Here is an 18,238-nt window from a genome sequence, read left to right as displayed (position 1 = left end):
ACGGCATAATTTCTATCAATTTATTTAAAAACAGCCGCTTGCACTTGAGCAATATGTTTTTTCCGGAGGAGAAACATGGCAAGTCTCGATTGCCCAATGCCGCCACCTATCGATAACGGCAATTCATCTTTTAATAATTTAGAATGAAAGTATAAGGCCGATCGCTCTTGGCAATCTAACAGTTTCAATTGTCTTTGCAAAGCTTCTGCATCTACTCGGATTCCCATTGAAGAAAGTTCAAAAGAACTTTGGAGTTCAGGATTCCAAACTAAAATATCACCATTTAAACCTTTGTAACCTTTTTCCGTAATGGAGCTCCAGTCATCGTAATCAGGTGCTCTACCATCGTGTGGAAGTCCGTTTTTTAATTTCCCGCCAATCCCAATTAAAAATACTGCTCCATACTTACGACAAATTTCAATTTCTCGTTCTACTGGCAACAAGTGAGGATACATGTCGATCAATTCTTCTGTATGAACAAATTTAATGTTCTCTGGTAAAATAGGGGTAGTAGTAGAAAACTTTTGCGAAAAAACAATTTCAGTTGTTTTTATTGCTGCGTAAATCTTTTCTACGATTTGTTTTAAGTAACTTAAGTTTCTTTGTTCTTTACTAACTACACGTTCCCAATCCCATTGATCTACATAAGCAGAGTGGGTGGCATCAATTTTATCAAACGGGCGAATTGCACGCATGTCAGTATATAATCCTTCACCAATGGTAAAATCATATGTTTTCAACATTATACGTTTCCATTTTGCCAGAGATTGAACAACTTCAATCGTTTTACTTTGACTAAATTCAGGAATTTTAAAAGAAACTGGTAATTCAACACCGTTTAAATCATCGTTTATTCCTGTTCCTGCTTCAACAAAAAGCGGTGCTGAAACTTTTTGTAAATTTAACGATTCAGCAAGCTGATCGGCAAAAAAAGTTTTTACAAAATGTAAGTGTTTTTCAACTGTTTTTAATTCCGCAGCTGAAATAGAAGAAATAGAGCTAGTAATTGAGCTAAATGACATAAATCACCTCAAATAAAATAGGGTTAGAAAAATTCAGAAAATAAATAGAAAAATAATTTTTCTGAAAAATATATTAAATTTTTATAAAAATGGGATTAATTATTATTATAATTATTATTAAGATTGGTATTATTAGAATTGCAATTATTAGAAGAAGAAACAAGTGTTGATAACATTATTTCTTGAGAAGCAAGGTCAAAAGCTTCTCCTATTTTGGGAATAAATAGACTTTCTAATTTCATTGCAATTCACCTTTTATGAAGGGTTACAGATATTCGTAACTTTCCTAGCTTATTTGATCAAAAAAAAACTGTCAACGACAAAGGCTGATTTGTTCCCATTTTAATTATCTTTTCTTTTAAATTTCATGAGAAAGTTAGTATTGCTAGATGAGGGGTCTAAATATAGATTCCCACCATTTCTTCTAACAAATTGATATGACTGAGTTAATCCTAGACCCAAATTCTTAAAATCTTTCGTTGTATAAAAGGGCTCAAATATACTTACTCTTTTATCTATAGGTATTGGTGTACCATTATCCATAATTGAGAGAATAATATCACTATTCCCTTCAGCATATATTGTAATTTTTATGCATGGATCTGTGATATTTTCTGTTGCTTCTATGGCATTATGAATAAGATTTACTACAGCCTTAGTAATTTCTTCTTTTTTAATTGTCACTAATTCTTCACTTTCAGGTATTGTCATTTCTACTTTAATTTTTGTTGTATTCAATTCATTTTCACAGAATTTAAGTGCCGTATTCAGCACATTAGATAATTTACAATCTGCTTTAATTAAATCATTACTTTGGAGCGATAACCCCTTTAATTTTGCCACAATTTGAGATATTTTAAGACCCTTTTTTTTCATTTCTACCAGAGTATGAATTACTTTTTCTTTGTTACTTAGTTTTTCTATTTCATTATTATTAATTATTGAGTCAATTCCCAAGAATATATACGCTAGTGGATTATTAATTTCATGCGCTACTGAACCTGCCATTCTAGCTAAACTTTGAATATTGCTTTCCAGAAATTTTTCTTCTTGCTTATATTTATCAACGGTTTCATCAATTAATGCGCCAATATATCCCTGAAAATAACCATTGTTATCAATCTTTTCTATTGCATTAATTTTAAACCATATAAATTGACCTTCCTTATTTTCACTAACTAAATCTATGTTTTTAAAAGATTTTCTTTTATTCATTACTGCTCTTAAATGTATTTTTAATTCATTTGGTGCATTACTTGAGAAGAGTTGTTCCAATTTTAAAAACTTAAAATTTTCATTATTCTTCCCTAATTTTTCATATATTTTTTTTGAAATATAAACAAGATTTCCTGATTTATCCGTCTCCCAAAAACAATCAAAGGTAACATCTAATAAATCATGAAATTTAATATCTTGTAAAACAGCTTTTCTTTCTAGTAACTTTATATCTTCAGAATATTTTCTTATTTTATTTGCTAAAGCAAAAGAATAATATATCACTTCAAAAACAAAAGAAGTATATAATACAAATTTGTAAATATTTTTTACTTGTAGATCATAGGTTAAATTTATCGAATAAATAAAATAAGATAACAAAAGAAGAAGCAATATTTTCAAATAGTCTTTGGCAAAGATATTTTCATATTTAAAGGATATTAGTGTTATAATAAAAAACACTAAAGGAAATACTCTGAATAAGTAAACTACCAAAATATTTGCTAGTTGCAAATTAAATATAGATAATAAAACTAAAAAACAAGGATATGCCATAAAGTAAAAAATAAATTTTGAGACTTTAGGCATATTTTTTCTTAACTTTAATGAATTATTTAAAAATAGTGATATTGAAATAAAAAGCAAAATATGACTTAAAATAAAGTTTACTGTATAGAATAATTCACTTTTATATATATAAAAATTTTTTGCAACTTCAGCAGTAGTTAATATAAAATAAATCACTGATAGAAGATAAAAATTGTATAAATAGTAATTTTTTCTTTTAAAGTAGACAGAAAAAACTATTGAATAAACTAAAAAAACCAATAATATTCCAAAAATAAAAATAGCATAAGTAGCTATCTGTTCGCCACTAAAAAAATCATTCGTTAATATTCTATTTAAGAAAAAAGAGCTTTCTACCAATCCATAAATTCCTTTCAATTACAAATACTTATTATTTTCGTAAGGGGATTTAGTTTCTTTATTATTTTTTAAAAAGTTTAAATTTTAAGTAAAATACACCGAAAATAATGGGAAAGAACTTTAGTTTGAGTTAAGGGAGAACTATGCCTTCCATATTAATCGTTGATGACGAACCTATAATATGCCAATTTTTATCTTTAAAATATAAAAAAGAAGGCTTTGATACCTTAACCGCTAAAAATGGGAAAGAAGCTCTTTCTATCTGCAAACAATCTCAGCCTGATGTAATTTTAACAGATATGCGAATGCCCGTAAGCACTGGGTACCAATTATTGGAAGAATTAAAGAATTTTGAAGACTACAAGCCAGTTATTGTCTGTATGTCTGCCTACGCTGATCTTTCTTTAGAAGAAACTTTCGATCTAGGGGGTACTGCTTTATTTAATAAGCCTTTTGCTATCGATGATATTGTAGGTGCTACAAAAAAATTTCTAGAAGAAAAAGGAATTCAATCAGCAAGTCAATATGCGCATACAGAATATATTCATGAACAACAAATTTCATTGCTATCAGAAATATCTCCAGGAATTATTCATAATATTAATAATCATATCGCATATATTTCAGGTTCTACTTATCTTCTTAAAAAGTATCTTGAAGACGAAATAGTAAATCAACCTCAAAATACAGCCCTACAAAATGCATTAAAATATTCTGAAAAAATTGTTTCACATTCTGAAATGATTACTAAAATTATTAAAAGCATTAAAATGCTAGCATATCCCAATACTAAAAGAATAAATAAAGAAAAAAGTAATTTGTTAAATATTTTAGAAAATACAAAATATTTGCTCGAAGACAATCTTAAAATAAATGATATTAAAATACAAATTAATTGCGATAAAGAAATAACTATTAATTGTTTACCAGAATTACTAATCCAAGTTTTTATCAATTTAATAAAAAATTCATGTGAATCTATAGCAGAACAAAATCTTCCTGAGCGATGGATTGTAATAGATTGCTGGACCGAAAACAAAGTTGTTCAAATTTCAGTTACTGACAGCGGGAAAAGACTGCCAATAGAAATGCAAGAGCAACTTATGAAGCCATTTTATACTACAAAAAATAGAGAAAAAGGAATAGGGCTAGGTTTGAGTATTAGTAAAAAATTATTAGAAATTCAATATGGAAGTATTCTTTACGATTCATTTAGTGAGAATGCAAGATTTATAGTTATTCTTCCTCTTACAGAATAGCTTTAAATTTAAGTATTACTTTTCAATTAATTACATTCATTCTTCATCTTTTTCTCTCAACTTTTCTAGTACTGAAAAATCTTCAAGAGTAGTGGTGTCACCTTTAATTGAACCTGTTGTGGCAAGTTCTCGAAGAAGTCGGCGCATGATTTTTCCACTTCGAGTTTTAGGTAACGCTTCAGTAAAACGAATTTCATCTGGTCTAGCAAGACTGCCTATTTCTTTCACAATAAAATTTGAAATATCATCTTTCAAGTATTTATTTACAGTAACTGATTTTTTTAAAGTAACAAAAGCAACGATACCCTGTCCTTTAATTTGATCAGGTCTCCCCACTACAGCACATTCTGCAATACAAGGATGATGAACAGCGGCACTTTCAATTTCCATAGTCCCTAAGCGATGTCCGCTTACATTAATGACATCATCAACCCTCCCCATGATCCAAAAATAGCCATCTTTGTCTTGATGCGCACCATCACCTGTAAAGTAATGTCCTGCAATTTCATTCCAATATGTATTTTTATATCTTTCATGATCTCCGTAAATTGTTCTTGCCATGTATGGCCAAGGTTTTTTAATACAGAGATAACCACCTTCTGAACCTTTGGATTTTGTCCCATCTTTTTTAAGAATTACGGGCTCAATTCCAAAAAATGGGAGAGTAGCACTGCCAGGTTTAGTTGGAGTTACTCCCGGCAAAGGCGCAATCATGGTTGCACCTGTTTCTGTTTGCCACCAAGTATCAACAATAGGACATTTTTTCTTGCCGATAATTTCATAATACCAAATCCAAGCTTCTGGATTGATAGGTTCACCAACAGTACCTAGTAACCTTAAACTTGAAAGATCATGTCTTAAGGGATATTCATTTCCAAGGCGAATAAATGCACGAATTGCTGTTGGCGCTGTGTATAAAATTGTTAATTTATGATTGGAAATCATTTTCCAAAAACGATCTGGCTCAGGAAATGTTGGAGCACCTTCATACATGAAAATTGTAGCTCCGTTACTTAATGGTCCATAAACAACATACGAATGTCCAGTTATCCAACCTACGTCTGCAGTGCACCAATAAATGTCTGAATCTTTAATATCGAAAATATATTTTGCTGTTACTGTAGCCCCTAATAAATATCCAGCGGTTGTATGTAAGAGTCCTTTCGGTTTTCCAGTTGTTCCGCTTGTATATAAAATAAATGCAGGATGCTCAGAAGGTACTGGAACTGGCTCACAATAATTTTGTTGTTTCGTAAGAAGATCATGCCACCAAAGATCACGACCTTTTTTCATGTTTACATTTTCATTTGTTCTTTTAACTACGAGAACATTTTGAATACTTGGGGTATCTTTTAAAATTTCGTCAGCCATGTCTTTCATTTTTACTGTACTGCCTTTTCGAAAACCTCCATCAGCAGTAATCAATAATTTACAATTTGAATCCTGAATTCTATCCCGCAAAGAATTACTACTAAATCCACCAAAAACAACAGTATGCACAAGACCTAAACGAACACATGCAAGCATTGCAATCACAGCTTCAGGAACTAACGGCATATAGATTGCTACTTTATCTCCAGTTTCAAGACCTAAACTTTTTAACCCATTCGCACATCTAGAAACTTCCATTAGCAATTGTTGGTAAGTTATTGTTCTTACATCTCCAGGTTCACCTTCCCAAATTATTGCAGCTTTATTATTTTTATTACTAAATACATGTCTATCTAAACAATTATAAGAAATATTTAAAGTACCACCAACAAACCATTCAGCTTTACAATCTTTCCATTTATGAATAGCTCGCCATTTTTTAAAAAAAATTAAATGCTTTGTAGCCATTCCTTCCCAAAATTTCTGCGGATTTTTAATGGACGCATTATACATTCTTTTATATGTTGAAAAATCTTTTATAATATAATCTTCTGCAAAAGATTTAGATGGTAAAAATTTTCTATTTTCCGTTAGCAGTGAATCAATAGAAACCTCACCAATCTCTTTTTGAGCCATTATTCCTCCCGATTAACGGCATTCCAAAATAATCTCAGTTTATCAATTGCCTTTTCGAAATCACTTTCTGAAACAGATAATACAAACCGACAATAACTCGAAATGCCTGTCCATTCAGCACCATTAATAAGTAAACCCGTTAAATTAAATAAAACTTCATGCACATTATCACCGGTTATTGTAACATTTTCTGTCTTATTGTTAAGTTTTATAGAGGCACTTTTTCCAATTAGTTTTGTAGGTTTTGCTATGATAAATAATCCACCCTTTGAATCGAGTGGTTCCCATCCATGCATGGAAAGAATATGGCTTAATTTTTCGGCTCTCTCTTTCAAAAAAGTTGCTTGCTCTTGGAAGTGATGATTAACTTCATCGATCTGATTATTTAAACAATAAAAGATTTTTTTAATAGCATATTTAATTGTCTTAGGAAGAGGATATTGTATACTGCGTGCAAAAGCATTTTTAGCTGTACTAGAATTTGTAAATGCATATCCTATTCGCAATCCACCTGCAGATAATTCTTTTGATAATCCTCCTAATAAGACAAACTTTAAATTTGGAGCATAATTTTTAAGAATAGAAGATATGTCAAATAATGTTTCTTTTTTTAGAAATTCTAATTGAGAAAAAATTGTATCTAAAATAACTGTCGCTTGATATTTTTCAGCAACTTTAAATATTTCAATAATTTCTTGCTTTGAATATTTTGCACCAGTAGGATTTACAATTGGCATATTTAAAAATATCCAACTTTTCTTTTTTTCAGTACTTAATATTTCTTTTAACTTTATAGCTTGGATTTTATATTGATGCTCTATTTTAGTTTTTAATTGCAATACATTTACACCAAAATAAAGCGCTGTAGCTTCAAAATAACCATAATTTCCAGTAGGGATTATCAAAGATTCATTTTCTGAGGCACAATATTCTGCTATATTAGCAAATAATGCAGACACCCCATTTGCTAAATGCAAAGAATAGTTTTCTAGTTCCTGAAAACCATAACGATAGGAAATATTTTCTTTTATTTCTGATTCAGACAATTGTTCAGAATTAGAAATATTTTGTCGAACAAAACATTCAAATATTGCTGCTTTTACAAAATTTGCGGTTGGAAAACAATTTTCGCCATAATCTAATCTTACAACTTTTGAATCTATTACATGGAATGAATTTTTAATGGCAGGATGTTTTGCAATATTCTTGTAATTTTTCGAGAAAGGTACAAATTTTTGTTGAAAATCTTTTTCTTCTTCTTTTGGCAAGCGAAGCGAATTTGTTACTCCTCTTTTATTATTTTTTACATGAAAACCTAATAAATCAACTAAAATGGTATTATAAAATTCTTGTAGCACAACAGAAGTTCTGCTATAAGTTAACTCGGCAGCATTACACATTCCATTAATAAATGTTTCATTTTCACTAATTGAAAAAGTAACTTCTACGTCAGGATATATTCTATTATGAATTAAAGCACAAATTAATGTTACATGTTTTGGTAACTCTCTATCAAATAAATATTCAAATATTCCGTTACTTTTTGGATAACTAGAAAGGTCACAGCCGTTACTAAAATCAAATACTAATCTTGTTCCAAATTTTTCACTTGTCTCAATTAAACGCTTAAAAGAGTCTTGATTTTTAATTTCAAAATCACTTAATGAACAAACAACCAACTCTGGGTGAATTGTTTCAATTAATTTACAGACAAGCTCACATTGTTTTGGAGATTCTATTACAAATACTTCTTTATCTGAATTATGATAGTCGTTTTGAAGCCACTCTTGTGGTAATTCTTTTGCAATTTCTTTATCAATTATTGATTTTTTTATTGAATAGTTAGAAAAAATATTGCGTACAAATGCCACTCTAGAGGGAGCAATAAGAATACTTTTTGCTGTGATTGGAATTCTCCAATATGTACGGAAATACTCTGCTAAATTTCTTCTAAACGTTACATCTCCACGTATATCTTCATAGTCAAACGCTGATTGTGAACTTAATTTATCAGATAATCTTGCTAAAAAAGACAACTTTTCATCAACTAGTGATCTATCAGAGTAGGTCAAATCTAAACCACTTCTAGCATCTGAATATTCTTCTTTTTTTAATAGTCGCAAAACCTTTTTCATTTTATGACTATCTCTAATTTCTGCATCTAATACTTGTAATGAATGGAAAATTTTTCCACCGTTCTGCAGATAAGCGAAAGCTGTCCTTGCTGAAATACTATCAGTAGAATTTGGACCCATATAAAATTCAAATCGATATGAAGAATTTTTTTCAATATCTACCAATGGCTGTATTTCAGTATCACCTGCTTGTTCTATTTTTGTTTGCCACACCGTTGTTACTTTAAATCCCCGCCGAGTTAACAATCTTTCTAAAACTGCTTTTCCAGGTCGACCACCTAAATTCAATATAACTTTTCCAGATAATTTCATTACTTCTATAGATTCTTCAACAGCTCTTGCTATAAGCCCTAAACCAAATTGATCTTCTATATAACCTTGCTTTGCGCAGTAGTTACTTAATTCATAGAGAGCTTCATCAGTTGCTTCATCAGGTTTAATATTTGGAATAAGACTAGAATCTGGTGCTAAAACTTGCGGAATACAGCCTATTACTTTATCTAATTTAATTTGCTTTTCTAAACAATATTCTAATAAATCTGAATGATGAAATGTTACTCTTTCAAGAATTGATTTTCCTTCAGAATCTATGATAGGATTTCCTTGCATATCTAATGCATTTAAATATAAATTAATTCGCGCACATATTATAGCTTTTGGATTTATATCTAACCCATAAATCATGGTTGGTGAACATCTTTTAGCCAAAGCAATACTTATCCACCCATTACCACAACCTAATTCAGCTAATGTTCGATGATGAAACTCAGAAATAGGATATCTTGCTAACCCTTCAAAAAAAGTAAATGACCAATCTTCTGGTGTAAATATACTCGGAAGTTGTAATAAAATTAAAGTATTATTACTACTTTCGTCACCATCAGTAATTAATTTATCAATAGAAAAATGAAATGAAGAAATATTATCTTCATCTGAACTAGATTGAGTGAAATAATGAAATAATTCACTGAAAGCACAACGGGCTGCTTTTCTTGTTTGAGGGTCATCTAATTTTTCTAACAAAATTTTTAAATTTTCAAATGTTTGATTTGATGATTTTTTACAATTATTTAAAAATGATTTTAAATCAAAACTCCAACTATTCCGACTACCCTCTCCAGTTTTTTTCATGTCTTTTTCCTGTATTCTTTTTCTTCTAATATTTTAGCTAAATAACCAAGTGCAAAAATTGGTGGCAATAATGCAACTAGCATTGGTAATATTGCTCCACCACATATAAAATAGAACAATCTTCTTGTTATACTAGTTTCTATAGTATGACTAAAATTTGAATTTGGAAGATATTTATCAATTTTTATAAAAAATGATTGAACTATTGCACCACAAATGATCCAATAAAAAACAATCATAAATGGGAAAACATCATTAGGAAGATTAAGTTGCAAAAAATAATCTAAGGAAAACAGCATACTCAATAATAACCTCCGTGTTAAGCCCGAATATACATTTTTGTTAATATGACACAATCAAATATCATTTTCAAATTAACAACAATTATGAACATTCGGCATATTTTAAAATCACTATGAATGTTTAGTATATAAATTGTTACTCTGAAAAAATACCTGTATAAAGACTTTTTGAAAAGTCAGAAATTGACTCTGAAAGATAGTTTTATCGCAGTTTATTGATAGGGGAAAATATGAACAAAGTAAAATTTGCAAAATATGTCAGTTTAATTACATTTTTGGGAGGTACACAAATTGAAGCATTTGCCCAAAACGATGGAAGACCTGTTTATCAACAATCTCCAGATTATTCTGAAGGTATTTCACCTTTTGTAAATGCTCGTCCTCGTTCATTATCCGCTATGCGTTTATCTCCTTCTTCTTATCCTGATGAAGCAGAAATTTTCTGTAGTTATGAACAATGTATTTTAGGTTTAACAAGAGGAATTGTTCTTGGTGGAGATGCTTTTGGAATGGCTTATGCACCATTTAGACAATATTGGGATCCTAATTGGAAAGGCGGAAGTTTTTATTTAATCGATGCTTTTGGTGGATTCCAAATATTACGCGATGTCGACAATAAAATTTTTATGAACGCACAAATTGGATATCGTAGATTAAACTATGATAATAATGGAATAAGCATTACTAGCCAAGGAATTACTACAAAAATAAATTATTCTCAGACAATTACTTCTCTTTATACTCAAGGAATTTCATTTAGTGCATTTTTCTCTGGAAATGCTACGACAAATAATCAAAATTCAATTAGTAAAGATTCTAATTCGCATGGAACTTTTAATGATAATGCTAGTTACTTTTATAGACAGTCACAAAAGTATCCGACTTATCAAGTATCTCTTCCCGCTGATATAGAACTTGTGAATTGGAGCAGTCAGCAAACTGGTTTAAGTGCACCTATTAGACTCTATGCACATTTAGAACCATTTTATTTTCAAAATAATTTTAGTTTTAATTATAATAATGTTTCCTTACAAAAAACAGAACAAAACTTCGGAATAAGAATTGCTGCTACTGGTGGATTTGAATCTGCAGAAGGAACAAAATCGGGACGTTTTAGTTTACTTACAAGTTTAGGAATTGATGTATCTACTAGCACAGTTAATACTACTCAGTCTGGAAATTCCGATGCAGATCTTCCGCAACGTCAGTGGATTGCGCCATACATCAATCTTGGTGGAAGTTGGCAATTTTAAGAATACCAAACATAAAGCTTGAAAGACTCATAGCAATATGACAACCTTGTATATTACAGCATTGTGCAAAATGAAATGAAACATTCCACATATGTATCAATATCAGCTCAATGTTGTTCAGAGGATTTTGAGTACAAGAAAGGGTACCATATATGACAATATCTAATCTCTCCATTCATCGTATTATAGAAGGTAAAACAATATTAATTATTGGAGGGAGTGGATTTATAAGTAAAGTCTGGATATCCATGCTCTTAGAGTATATTCCAAAAATTAAAAAAGTTATAATTCTAGTAAGATCTGAAAAAGGAAAGTGTGGTTATACACGTTTTGAAGAAATTTATGCTAAATCACCCGTTTTTAGTAATTTAAGAAATATTTACGGCAGTGAACTAAGTAAACTAAAAAAAATAGAAGTTGTTACTGGAAATGTTTGTTGTGAAAATTTTAATTTGCCTAATAATATTTTAGAATCGTTACAAAATGAAGTTGATTTAGCAGTTAACTTTGCTGCTGATTTAAGATTTTTTGCTCCATTAGATCAAATGTTGAAATCCAATTCTGAAAGTACAAAAATTGTTGCTGATTTTATTTTGTCAACAAAAAAAGCAAAATTACTACATATATCGACTTGCTATGTTGCGGGTATGGCTGATGGAATTGTTCCCGAACAAGCCATAAAAGATATTTCTCCTAATGGAACAAATTTTTCTGCTGAAGAAGAAATAAAATGGGGTATTCAAGAAGCTCAAGCTATGCGATCAAGAAATGCTAGCGATAAAGAATTAGTTAAGATTGGTACTTTAAGAGCAGAACGTCTTGGCTGGCCTAATACATACACCTATACAAAAGGTTTAGGAGAAGCTGTTTTAAGTAACAGAATTCCAACAGAACGTTTAAGTATTTTTCGTCCCAGCATCGTTGAGTCTGCAGAAAAATATCCTTTCCCTGGTTGGAATGAAGATTTTAATGGCACAGCACCTTTTATTCAAATGTTTAGTACTAGATACAGACATATTGTAGCTAAGCCTAATCACAATTTAGATATTATTCCTGTTGATTATGTAGCAAAAGGATTAACAATTGTTGCCTCTGCTTTACTTGCTGGAAAACACTCACCTGTTTATCAAAGTTCAACTTCCTCAATTAATCCGTTGTCAGTTGCGTTAGCTTCAGAATATGTCTGTAACTATTTTAGACAAAATCAAAAAAAATCTCTATCTTACCTTCTTCTACCACCTTCAAAACCAAAATTTATAACTCCACAACACATTTTATCAGGCACAAATATCAATCGTATTGAAAAAACCGTTTCATTTCTCTTTGATAAAATAAAAGTTGATAAAAATTCAGCAAAAATTATTGCAAAATTTGGGATAGAGTCCGCCGTATCTACTATAAAAAGAAAAGCAAAAACAATTGATACAATAATGAAAGTATATAAACCTTTTATTTATGATTATAATTATACTTTTAAATCAGACAACTTATTAAATCACAGAGTAACAGAAGAAGAATTTTCATACACTCCTACTGATATAAAATGGGAAAAATATTGGAGTGAAGTTCACATTCCAGGATTAAATCAGTGGTGCCTTCCGCAATTAAAAGCTTTAACAAGTGGAAAAAAAGGAAACAAAAAATAAACAATTAATAATTCAAAATATTATTGTAGTTTATGACTCGCTTTCCATTGTTTCCACGTCCCATTGTATCCACCTTGCATATCTTTCGCATATAAATAAAAACTTTTTAAAAATTGATATCTATCGAGTTTTAAAGTTTTTTTGTTACCTTTCTTAAAATCTTGTAAATTATAAAAAGGTTCTATGGCAGATTGTCTTTTAATTATTTCTTGAAAAGAAACTTGATTAGCATTTTTCAACATATCATACATAGCTAAGAAAGTTGTTGTTCTCCCTTTACCTGCACGACAATGAAAGTGAACCCATTGTTCATCCTTTAAAGATTTATAAAAATTTAAAAAATCTTCCACATTATCATCTGTAGGTTTTGAGTGATCAGAAACCGTAATTCTATAATAACCAATTTTATTTTTTTCTGTTAATTCATCTTCACGCGATATACTTTGAATTTCTAATTTAACAAAATCAGATATTTTAAAATTGTTTATTTTATAATTTCTTGCAGTTGGTATAGCAATACGATCTTGAAATAAAAGTTCATTCAGTCTGACAGACTCATCAACTATTATATTATTTTTTAATTCACCTTTATTTGCCCAATTTAAAGGCGCTGTCCAAGTAACAGGATTACCATTGATAAAACCATGCGATTCTTGTCGCAAATCTACAACTACTAAATTTTCAGCAGTATTCATTTTAATCCAAGCCAATTGATTTTCAGAAAATTGCCCACTGCCTGAAGCTTTTAATTTATTTAATCCTCGATGATTTATACTTTGAACTTTTTCTAACATTTTCATTGTTCGAAAACTTTTAACTTCCCCTGTTGCACCAAAACTATCAATAACTAAAGTAGGTGTTGACTTACTGGAATTAAAATATCCTGGTAAGTTTGCCGCTTCTAATGATTTACAAATATTTTTTTTCTTCTCGGCATTTTTCCCACCAAAATATATAATGCGATTTTTATAGTAACTGTATATTTTATTATCATTATAAGCATCTAAGCCTTTGTGATTTCTAAAATACTCTGCCCAATGAAGTTCCCCATAGTTTTGAAAGGATGACAATTGCGTATCAAAACAATATTTTTGTTTGTCATCTCTAATATAAGACACAAGTGAAAGATAAGGATCATTAGTCATATCTGAAATAGTTTTAGGAAGATCATTCGGCTCTTTTTGCACACCTTTATCTTTGAGATAAACAAAATTATCGACTTGCATTGAATTCCAAAATTCATTTGGCTTTAAATTTGGACTTACCAGATAATAATTTTTGATTACCTTTGCTGTTATAGTAAAATCTGTCGAAAGATTATTGCGAAAGTATTCAATTATTTTTACTCGATGATGCCCATCTGCTATGTAAAATCCTGAGTCAGCTTTTGAACCTATTACGATATCTATTGGGTTCTTGCATAAGTAACTTTGATATTCAGAAGGTTTATTGGCAAAAAACTTAAAATTATGTTTTACATAATCCTCGGCAAAATTGAACTGGGTTGGTTTTAAATTCTCTAGTTTTATTTGACAAAATTGATCATCCTCAGTTGTATTATGACAAAGAGGGTAGTTTTTCTCTGACAAGGAAGGATCCGGTTGACATGAAAAAGTTTGGGAAAATGTTTTTACTTTGGGCTGAGAAACGCAACTTATTAAAATTAATGAATTAAATGAAAGACCACAAAAAATAAGTTGTTTATAAATTTTTTTATCCATTTAAAGCAAAACCCTATGCTAGCCAAATTTTTAAGGTAAGATGCACATAACCAACGATCAACAAAATCATATTGTCATTTTAAGATCAAGACTTAAATCAGTGTCCCAAAATCATTTTATTTTTAGGTAATCAAAATGAAATACTGTTTTAATCTATACTTCCACTTTTTTTTAATTTTGCATATTTACTCATATATATAGATCAAATAATATAACCAATGCAATAAAAGGAGGACTTTTTAGATGCTAGAAAAAGAAAATTCTAAATCATCGACACAATTTATTCCAACCAGTGAAAAAGAGATAATTAAATCTCCACCCATTGTTTCGTATACCGATCAAAGACTTTTTTTCCAAAAGTCAATAAGCTTTTTACTATTAATACCTTTTTGTTATTCCATCATATTTATCTTTAAATTTATTATGCAATACAAAATTGAAAATATAAAAAAAATTCGTACTCAATTTAAAGAAATTATAAAAGAAAATAAACCATTAGTAATTTGTGCTAATCACCTAACCTTTATTGATTCTTGTTTAATTATCTGGGCTCTTGCTCCAAATTATTGGTATCAATTTAATTACAAATATTTTTCATGGAATTTACCAGCTGGAGATTTTTTTGGAAAAAAATGGCATTTTCGGACGATTGCTTTTTTAGCTAAGTGTATTTTTATTCATAGAGATGCATCATCTTCACATCACAATGAAATTCTTTCAATTTGCAAAAATTTGTTGTTAAAAGGAGAAATTATTACTATTTTTCCTGAAGGAAAAAGAAGTAGGACTGGAAAATTTGAAGAAAAGCAAATGACCTATGGAGTTGGAAAAATCATTCAAAATGTTCCTAATTGTAGGGTTCTTTGCATTTATGTTAGAGGCGATAAGCAAGAAACTTACTCAAATTACCCACTAAAAAATTCAAATTTCTATATTGATTTAAAACTCATCCAACCTCAAACAAATTTAGAGGGTAGAGAGGGATGCGGAGAGATAGTGAATCAAATAGCGAAACAAATAAAGACACAAGAGAATGAATACTTCAATACTTATAAGTCAGGAATAATAAAATAAAATGAACTTTTTTAAGAAAAATATAAGTAATAGTGTGATTAATGTAAAAAGAAAAAAACTAGCTTTTGTCACTGGTGCTTCGAGTGGTATTGGATACGCATTTACAAATTTATTAGCCGAAAAAGGTTATGATATTATTATTGTTGCCAGAGATTTGCAAAAACTATCAGAATTAGAAGAAAATTTATCTAATAAATATGGTTCTAAAATTTATCCCCTTGCACTTGATCTTTCTAAACAAAATTGCACTGAAGTTATTGCTCAATTCTTAGAAAAACATAATTTATCTGTAGATTTATTAATAAATAATGCTGGTTTTGGAATACATGGAGGATTTCATGAAACTAATCTACAAAAAGAGCTAGATTTAGTTCAACTTCAAGTTAATACTACCCTTAGTATTACAAAACTTCTCTTACCAAATATGCAAAAAAATAAATTTGGATTTATCTTAAATGTAGGATCGGTTTATTCTTTTTCGCCTGTTCCTTATCAATCCGTTTATGGAGCTTGCAAATCTTTTATTCTTTCCTTTAGCTCATCAATTGCCCATGAAAATAAACAGTTTGGTATTAAAGTTTGTTGTTTATGTCCTGGAATTACTCAAACTGAATTTCGAGCGCGCTCAAAAATTCAAGAACTTTCAGATAAAAATATCATTGAAAAATCATCGGGCATGTCTGCCCGTGAAGTTGCTGAACAAGGCTTAAATTCGTTACTTAATGGAGAACTTGTTTGTATTCCAGGATTAACTAATCGTATTTTCGTTCAAATTGCGACTTACTTGCCCAGCTCTCTTTTTAGCTCTGTTCTTACTTTGATTAACCAAGTCAGGGGCGTCAATTCCAAACACTCCTAGTTTCATTTCCTCTTCAACAGGTAACACTTTACCTGGATTACAAATGTTTTTAGGATCTAAAGAATCTTTAATTGCTTTAATTGCTTTTAGACCAGTAGCAGAAACTTCAGACTCCATCCAAGGTGCGTGTTCATAACCGACAGCATGATGATGTGTTAAAGTAGCTCCGTTACGTAAGAAAGTATCTGTTATTAATTTTTTGTACCCATAATATTGTTCCAGCTCGTTACCTTCTTGCTGTTTAGTTGCGTATGTAAAGTAAAGACAAGCGCCTGTCTGATAAGTGTGAGAAATATGACAACCTATATAACCCATTTGCTTTCCGTTGTCGTCTTCAGCAAAACGCTTTTTCACTTCATCAATTGTTCTTTGATATACATTATGAAGTTTTGACCAAACCGCTGCTGTTTCTGCAACATCAACCATAACAGCATAGTCCATCATATAGTCACGAAGGTAAGGAACATTAAATTTATCTTTTGACCAAGTTTTACCAACACTTTTTCCTAATGAAAATGCTCTGTGTTTCTTTAAAATTTTTACAGCTTCACTAGATACAACTTGAGTATTTTTAAGATCACCTTCAAATCCAACAATCATAATACATGGTTTTTGATAGCCTGTTGCAAGCAAAAACTTTTTCACTTGTTTTTGAATGATAGCTTCAATTCCCTTTTTCGGAGTTTTCATATTAAAAGCTAGTTGAGATTCAAATTCATCTTGTAAACGAATCATGCTTGGAATCCAGTTTTTTTCCAAACATTCCCGGATAGCTTCAATTCCTTTTTCGAAGGAGGGAAAAATAAATCCGCGATAATCTTTAACTTCAGGTGCTTTATGCACTCGCATTGTAGCTTCAGTAATAACACCTAAAATACCTTCGGATCCTAAAACAAGTCTGTTTAAATCAGGACCTGCACTTGAAGCAGGAGTTGTTCTTGTTACTACTGTTCCTGTAGGTGTTACCATTTTTAAAGAAACAAGCATATCCTCTATTTTTCCGTAGGCATCGGATTGCATACCTGCAGAACGAGTTGCCAACCAACCACCCAAAGTAGAGTACTCGAATGAATCAGGATAATGCCCAAGTGACCAGCCTTTTGCATTGAGCTGCTCTTCCAAAATGGGACCTAAAGCTCCTGCCTGAATAACCGCTGTATTTGATTGAGTATCTATTGAAACCACACGATTCATTCTTTTCATATCTAATGAAACAATACAGCGTAAACCTTTACTTGTTATAGTCTGATCACGAGGATCAACCCCCCCAACAATATTAGTTCCGCCTCCAAATGGGACAACACAAACATTGTGGGAATGAGCCAGTTTAATTATATTTTCAACATCATCATGACTTTCAGGATAAAGAACAATATCAGGAGCTTTTTTTACAATGCCCTTGCGCGCATAAAATAGATCTCCATAAGACTTTCCATATGAATGCAAAAGTCTTTCATCTTCACTTGTAAATATTTGTTCTTTTTTCAATAATTGAGATATTTCTTGAAAAAAATCTTGATTTAAATTTAATTGAGGTAATTTTACTTGTTCACGTGTTACAGGTATTGCTGTTTTATCACTCGCATCTAAATTTAAAATACCACAAATCCAATTCCATAAATTTGGCTTATCGTCCATTGGAAAAGTTTTTTGAGGATCGCCCCAACCCCACCATTTCATCATAAAA

General features: G+C 30.5%; 13 protein-coding genes. 5 read left to right on the top strand and 8 right to left on the bottom strand.

Annotated elements, in window-relative coordinates; genetic code table 11:
* Positions 1-20: 20 nt before the first annotated feature.
* The 3 genes from asnA to QEJ31_RS09815 all read right to left on the bottom strand — a co-directional run bounded on the left by asnA (position 21) and on the right by QEJ31_RS09815 (position 3,164).
* Positions 21-1,022, bottom strand: a complete 1,002-nt coding sequence (gene asnA / locus QEJ31_RS09825; RefSeq protein ID WP_280589728.1) for an aspartate--ammonia ligase — start codon at positions 1,020-1,022, stop codon at positions 21-23.
* 95 nt (positions 1,023-1,117) lie between these two features.
* Positions 1,118-1,264 (bottom strand): hypothetical protein, encoded by a 147-nt coding sequence (locus tag QEJ31_RS09820; protein WP_280589727.1) that lies wholly within the window; start codon positions 1,262-1,264, stop codon positions 1,118-1,120.
* Positions 1,265-1,364: 100 nt separating this feature from the next.
* On the bottom strand, positions 1,365-3,164 hold the full coding sequence (locus tag QEJ31_RS09815) for an ATP-binding protein (protein WP_280589726.1): 1,800 nt from the start codon (positions 3,162-3,164) through the stop codon (positions 1,365-1,367).
* Between the two features lie 143 nt (positions 3,165-3,307).
* Here QEJ31_RS09815 and QEJ31_RS09810 point away from each other — a divergent pair, with 143 nt between their 5' ends.
* Positions 3,308-4,423 (top strand): hybrid sensor histidine kinase/response regulator, encoded by a 1,116-nt coding sequence (locus QEJ31_RS09810; RefSeq protein ID WP_280589724.1) that lies wholly within the window; start codon positions 3,308-3,310, stop codon positions 4,421-4,423.
* Positions 4,424-4,459: 36 nt separating this feature from the next.
* On the opposite strand, the gene acs is transcribed toward QEJ31_RS09810, so the two are convergent.
* Genes acs through QEJ31_RS09795 form a run of 3 tightly spaced genes read right to left on the bottom strand, consistent with a single transcriptional unit; the run spans position 4,460 to position 9,995 of the window.
* Positions 4,460-6,430 carry an acetate--CoA ligase gene (gene acs / locus QEJ31_RS09805; protein WP_280589723.1) on the bottom strand — a complete coding sequence of 657 codons (1,971 nt, stop codon included), beginning with the start codon at positions 6,428-6,430 and terminating at the stop codon, positions 4,460-4,462.
* Positions 6,430-9,696, bottom strand: a complete 3,267-nt coding sequence (locus QEJ31_RS09800) for an aminotransferase class I/II-fold pyridoxal phosphate-dependent enzyme (RefSeq protein ID WP_280589722.1) — start codon at positions 9,694-9,696, stop codon at positions 6,430-6,432. Before QEJ31_RS09800 ends, acs begins: the two co-directional genes overlap by 1 nt.
* Complete coding sequence (locus tag QEJ31_RS09795; protein WP_280589721.1) at positions 9,693-9,995, bottom strand: hypothetical protein; 303 nt, start codon at positions 9,993-9,995, stop codon at positions 9,693-9,695. Before QEJ31_RS09795 ends, QEJ31_RS09800 begins: the two co-directional genes overlap by 4 nt.
* Positions 9,996-10,228: 233 nt before the next feature.
* On the opposite strand from QEJ31_RS09795, the gene QEJ31_RS09790 reads away from it, so the two are divergent.
* Entirely contained in the window at positions 10,229-11,251 is a 1,023-nt protein-coding gene (locus QEJ31_RS09790; protein ID WP_280589719.1) for a hypothetical protein, read from the top strand.
* 152 nt (positions 11,252-11,403) lie between these two features.
* The gene (locus QEJ31_RS09785; protein WP_280589717.1) at positions 11,404-12,897 is read left to right on the top strand and encodes an SDR family oxidoreductase; all 1,494 of its coding nucleotides are present in this window, start codon (positions 11,404-11,406) and stop codon (positions 12,895-12,897) included.
* Positions 12,898-12,917: 20 nt separating this feature from the next.
* Here QEJ31_RS09785 and QEJ31_RS09780 read toward each other — a convergent pair whose 3' ends face one another.
* Positions 12,918-14,618: a ParB-like protein gene (locus QEJ31_RS09780; RefSeq protein ID WP_280589715.1), complete on the bottom strand. Its 1,701-nt coding sequence runs from the start codon at positions 14,616-14,618 to the stop codon at positions 12,918-12,920.
* Between the two features lie 243 nt (positions 14,619-14,861).
* Here QEJ31_RS09780 and QEJ31_RS09775 point away from each other — a divergent pair, with 243 nt between their 5' ends.
* Together QEJ31_RS09775 and QEJ31_RS09770 are read left to right on the top strand one after the other, a co-directional pair.
* Positions 14,862-15,692, top strand: a complete 831-nt coding sequence (locus QEJ31_RS09775) for a lysophospholipid acyltransferase family protein (RefSeq protein WP_280589714.1) — start codon at positions 14,862-14,864, stop codon at positions 15,690-15,692.
* Position 15,693: 1 nt separating this feature from the next.
* Positions 15,694-16,551, top strand: a complete 858-nt coding sequence (locus QEJ31_RS09770) for an SDR family NAD(P)-dependent oxidoreductase (RefSeq protein ID WP_280589713.1) — start codon at positions 15,694-15,696, stop codon at positions 16,549-16,551.
* On the opposite strand, the gene QEJ31_RS09765 is transcribed toward QEJ31_RS09770, so the two are convergent.
* Positions 16,441-18,234: an FAD-binding oxidoreductase gene (locus QEJ31_RS09765; RefSeq protein ID WP_280589711.1), complete on the bottom strand. Its 1,794-nt coding sequence runs from the start codon at positions 18,232-18,234 to the stop codon at positions 16,441-16,443. The two genes, QEJ31_RS09770 and QEJ31_RS09765, sit on opposite strands and share 111 nt — an antisense overlap.
* Positions 18,235-18,238: the final 4 nt, after the last annotated feature.

It is taken from the genome of Pigmentibacter sp. JX0631, assembly GCF_029873255.1.
Taxonomy (GTDB): Bacteria; Bdellovibrionota_B; Oligoflexia; order Silvanigrellales; family Silvanigrellaceae; genus Silvanigrella.
This window is presented reverse-complemented; position numbering and strand designations above follow the sequence as displayed.

Coding starts and splice junctions, on each gene's coding strand:
- QEJ31_RS09775 (WP_280589714.1), top strand. CDS start 14,862: ATGCTAGAAAAAGAAAATTCTAAATCATCGACACAATTTATTCCAACC.
- QEJ31_RS09780 (WP_280589715.1), bottom strand. CDS start 14,618: ATGGATAAAAAAATTTATAAACAACTTATTTTTTGTGGTCTTTCATTT.
- QEJ31_RS09790 (WP_280589719.1), top strand. CDS start 10,229: ATGAACAAAGTAAAATTTGCAAAATATGTCAGTTTAATTACATTTTTG.
- QEJ31_RS09800 (WP_280589722.1), bottom strand. CDS start 9,696: ATGAAAAAAACTGGAGAGGGTAGTCGGAATAGTTGGAGTTTTGATTTA.
- QEJ31_RS09770 (WP_280589713.1), top strand. CDS start 15,694: ATGAACTTTTTTAAGAAAAATATAAGTAATAGTGTGATTAATGTAAAA.
- QEJ31_RS09765 (WP_280589711.1), bottom strand. CDS start 18,234: ATGATGAAATGGTGGGGTTGGGGCGATCCTCAAAAAACTTTTCCAATG.
- QEJ31_RS09795 (WP_280589721.1), bottom strand. CDS start 9,995: ATGCTGTTTTCCTTAGATTATTTTTTGCAACTTAATCTTCCTAATGAT.
- asnA (WP_280589728.1), bottom strand. CDS start 1,022: ATGTCATTTAGCTCAATTACTAGCTCTATTTCTTCTATTTCAGCTGCG.
- QEJ31_RS09785 (WP_280589717.1), top strand. CDS start 11,404: ATGACAATATCTAATCTCTCCATTCATCGTATTATAGAAGGTAAAACA.
- QEJ31_RS09820 (WP_280589727.1), bottom strand. CDS start 1,264: ATGAAATTAGAAAGTCTATTTATTCCCAAAATAGGAGAAGCTTTTGAC.
- acs (WP_280589723.1), bottom strand. CDS start 6,430: ATGGCTCAAAAAGAGATTGGTGAGGTTTCTATTGATTCACTGCTAACG.
- QEJ31_RS09810 (WP_280589724.1), top strand. CDS start 3,308: ATGCCTTCCATATTAATCGTTGATGACGAACCTATAATATGCCAATTT.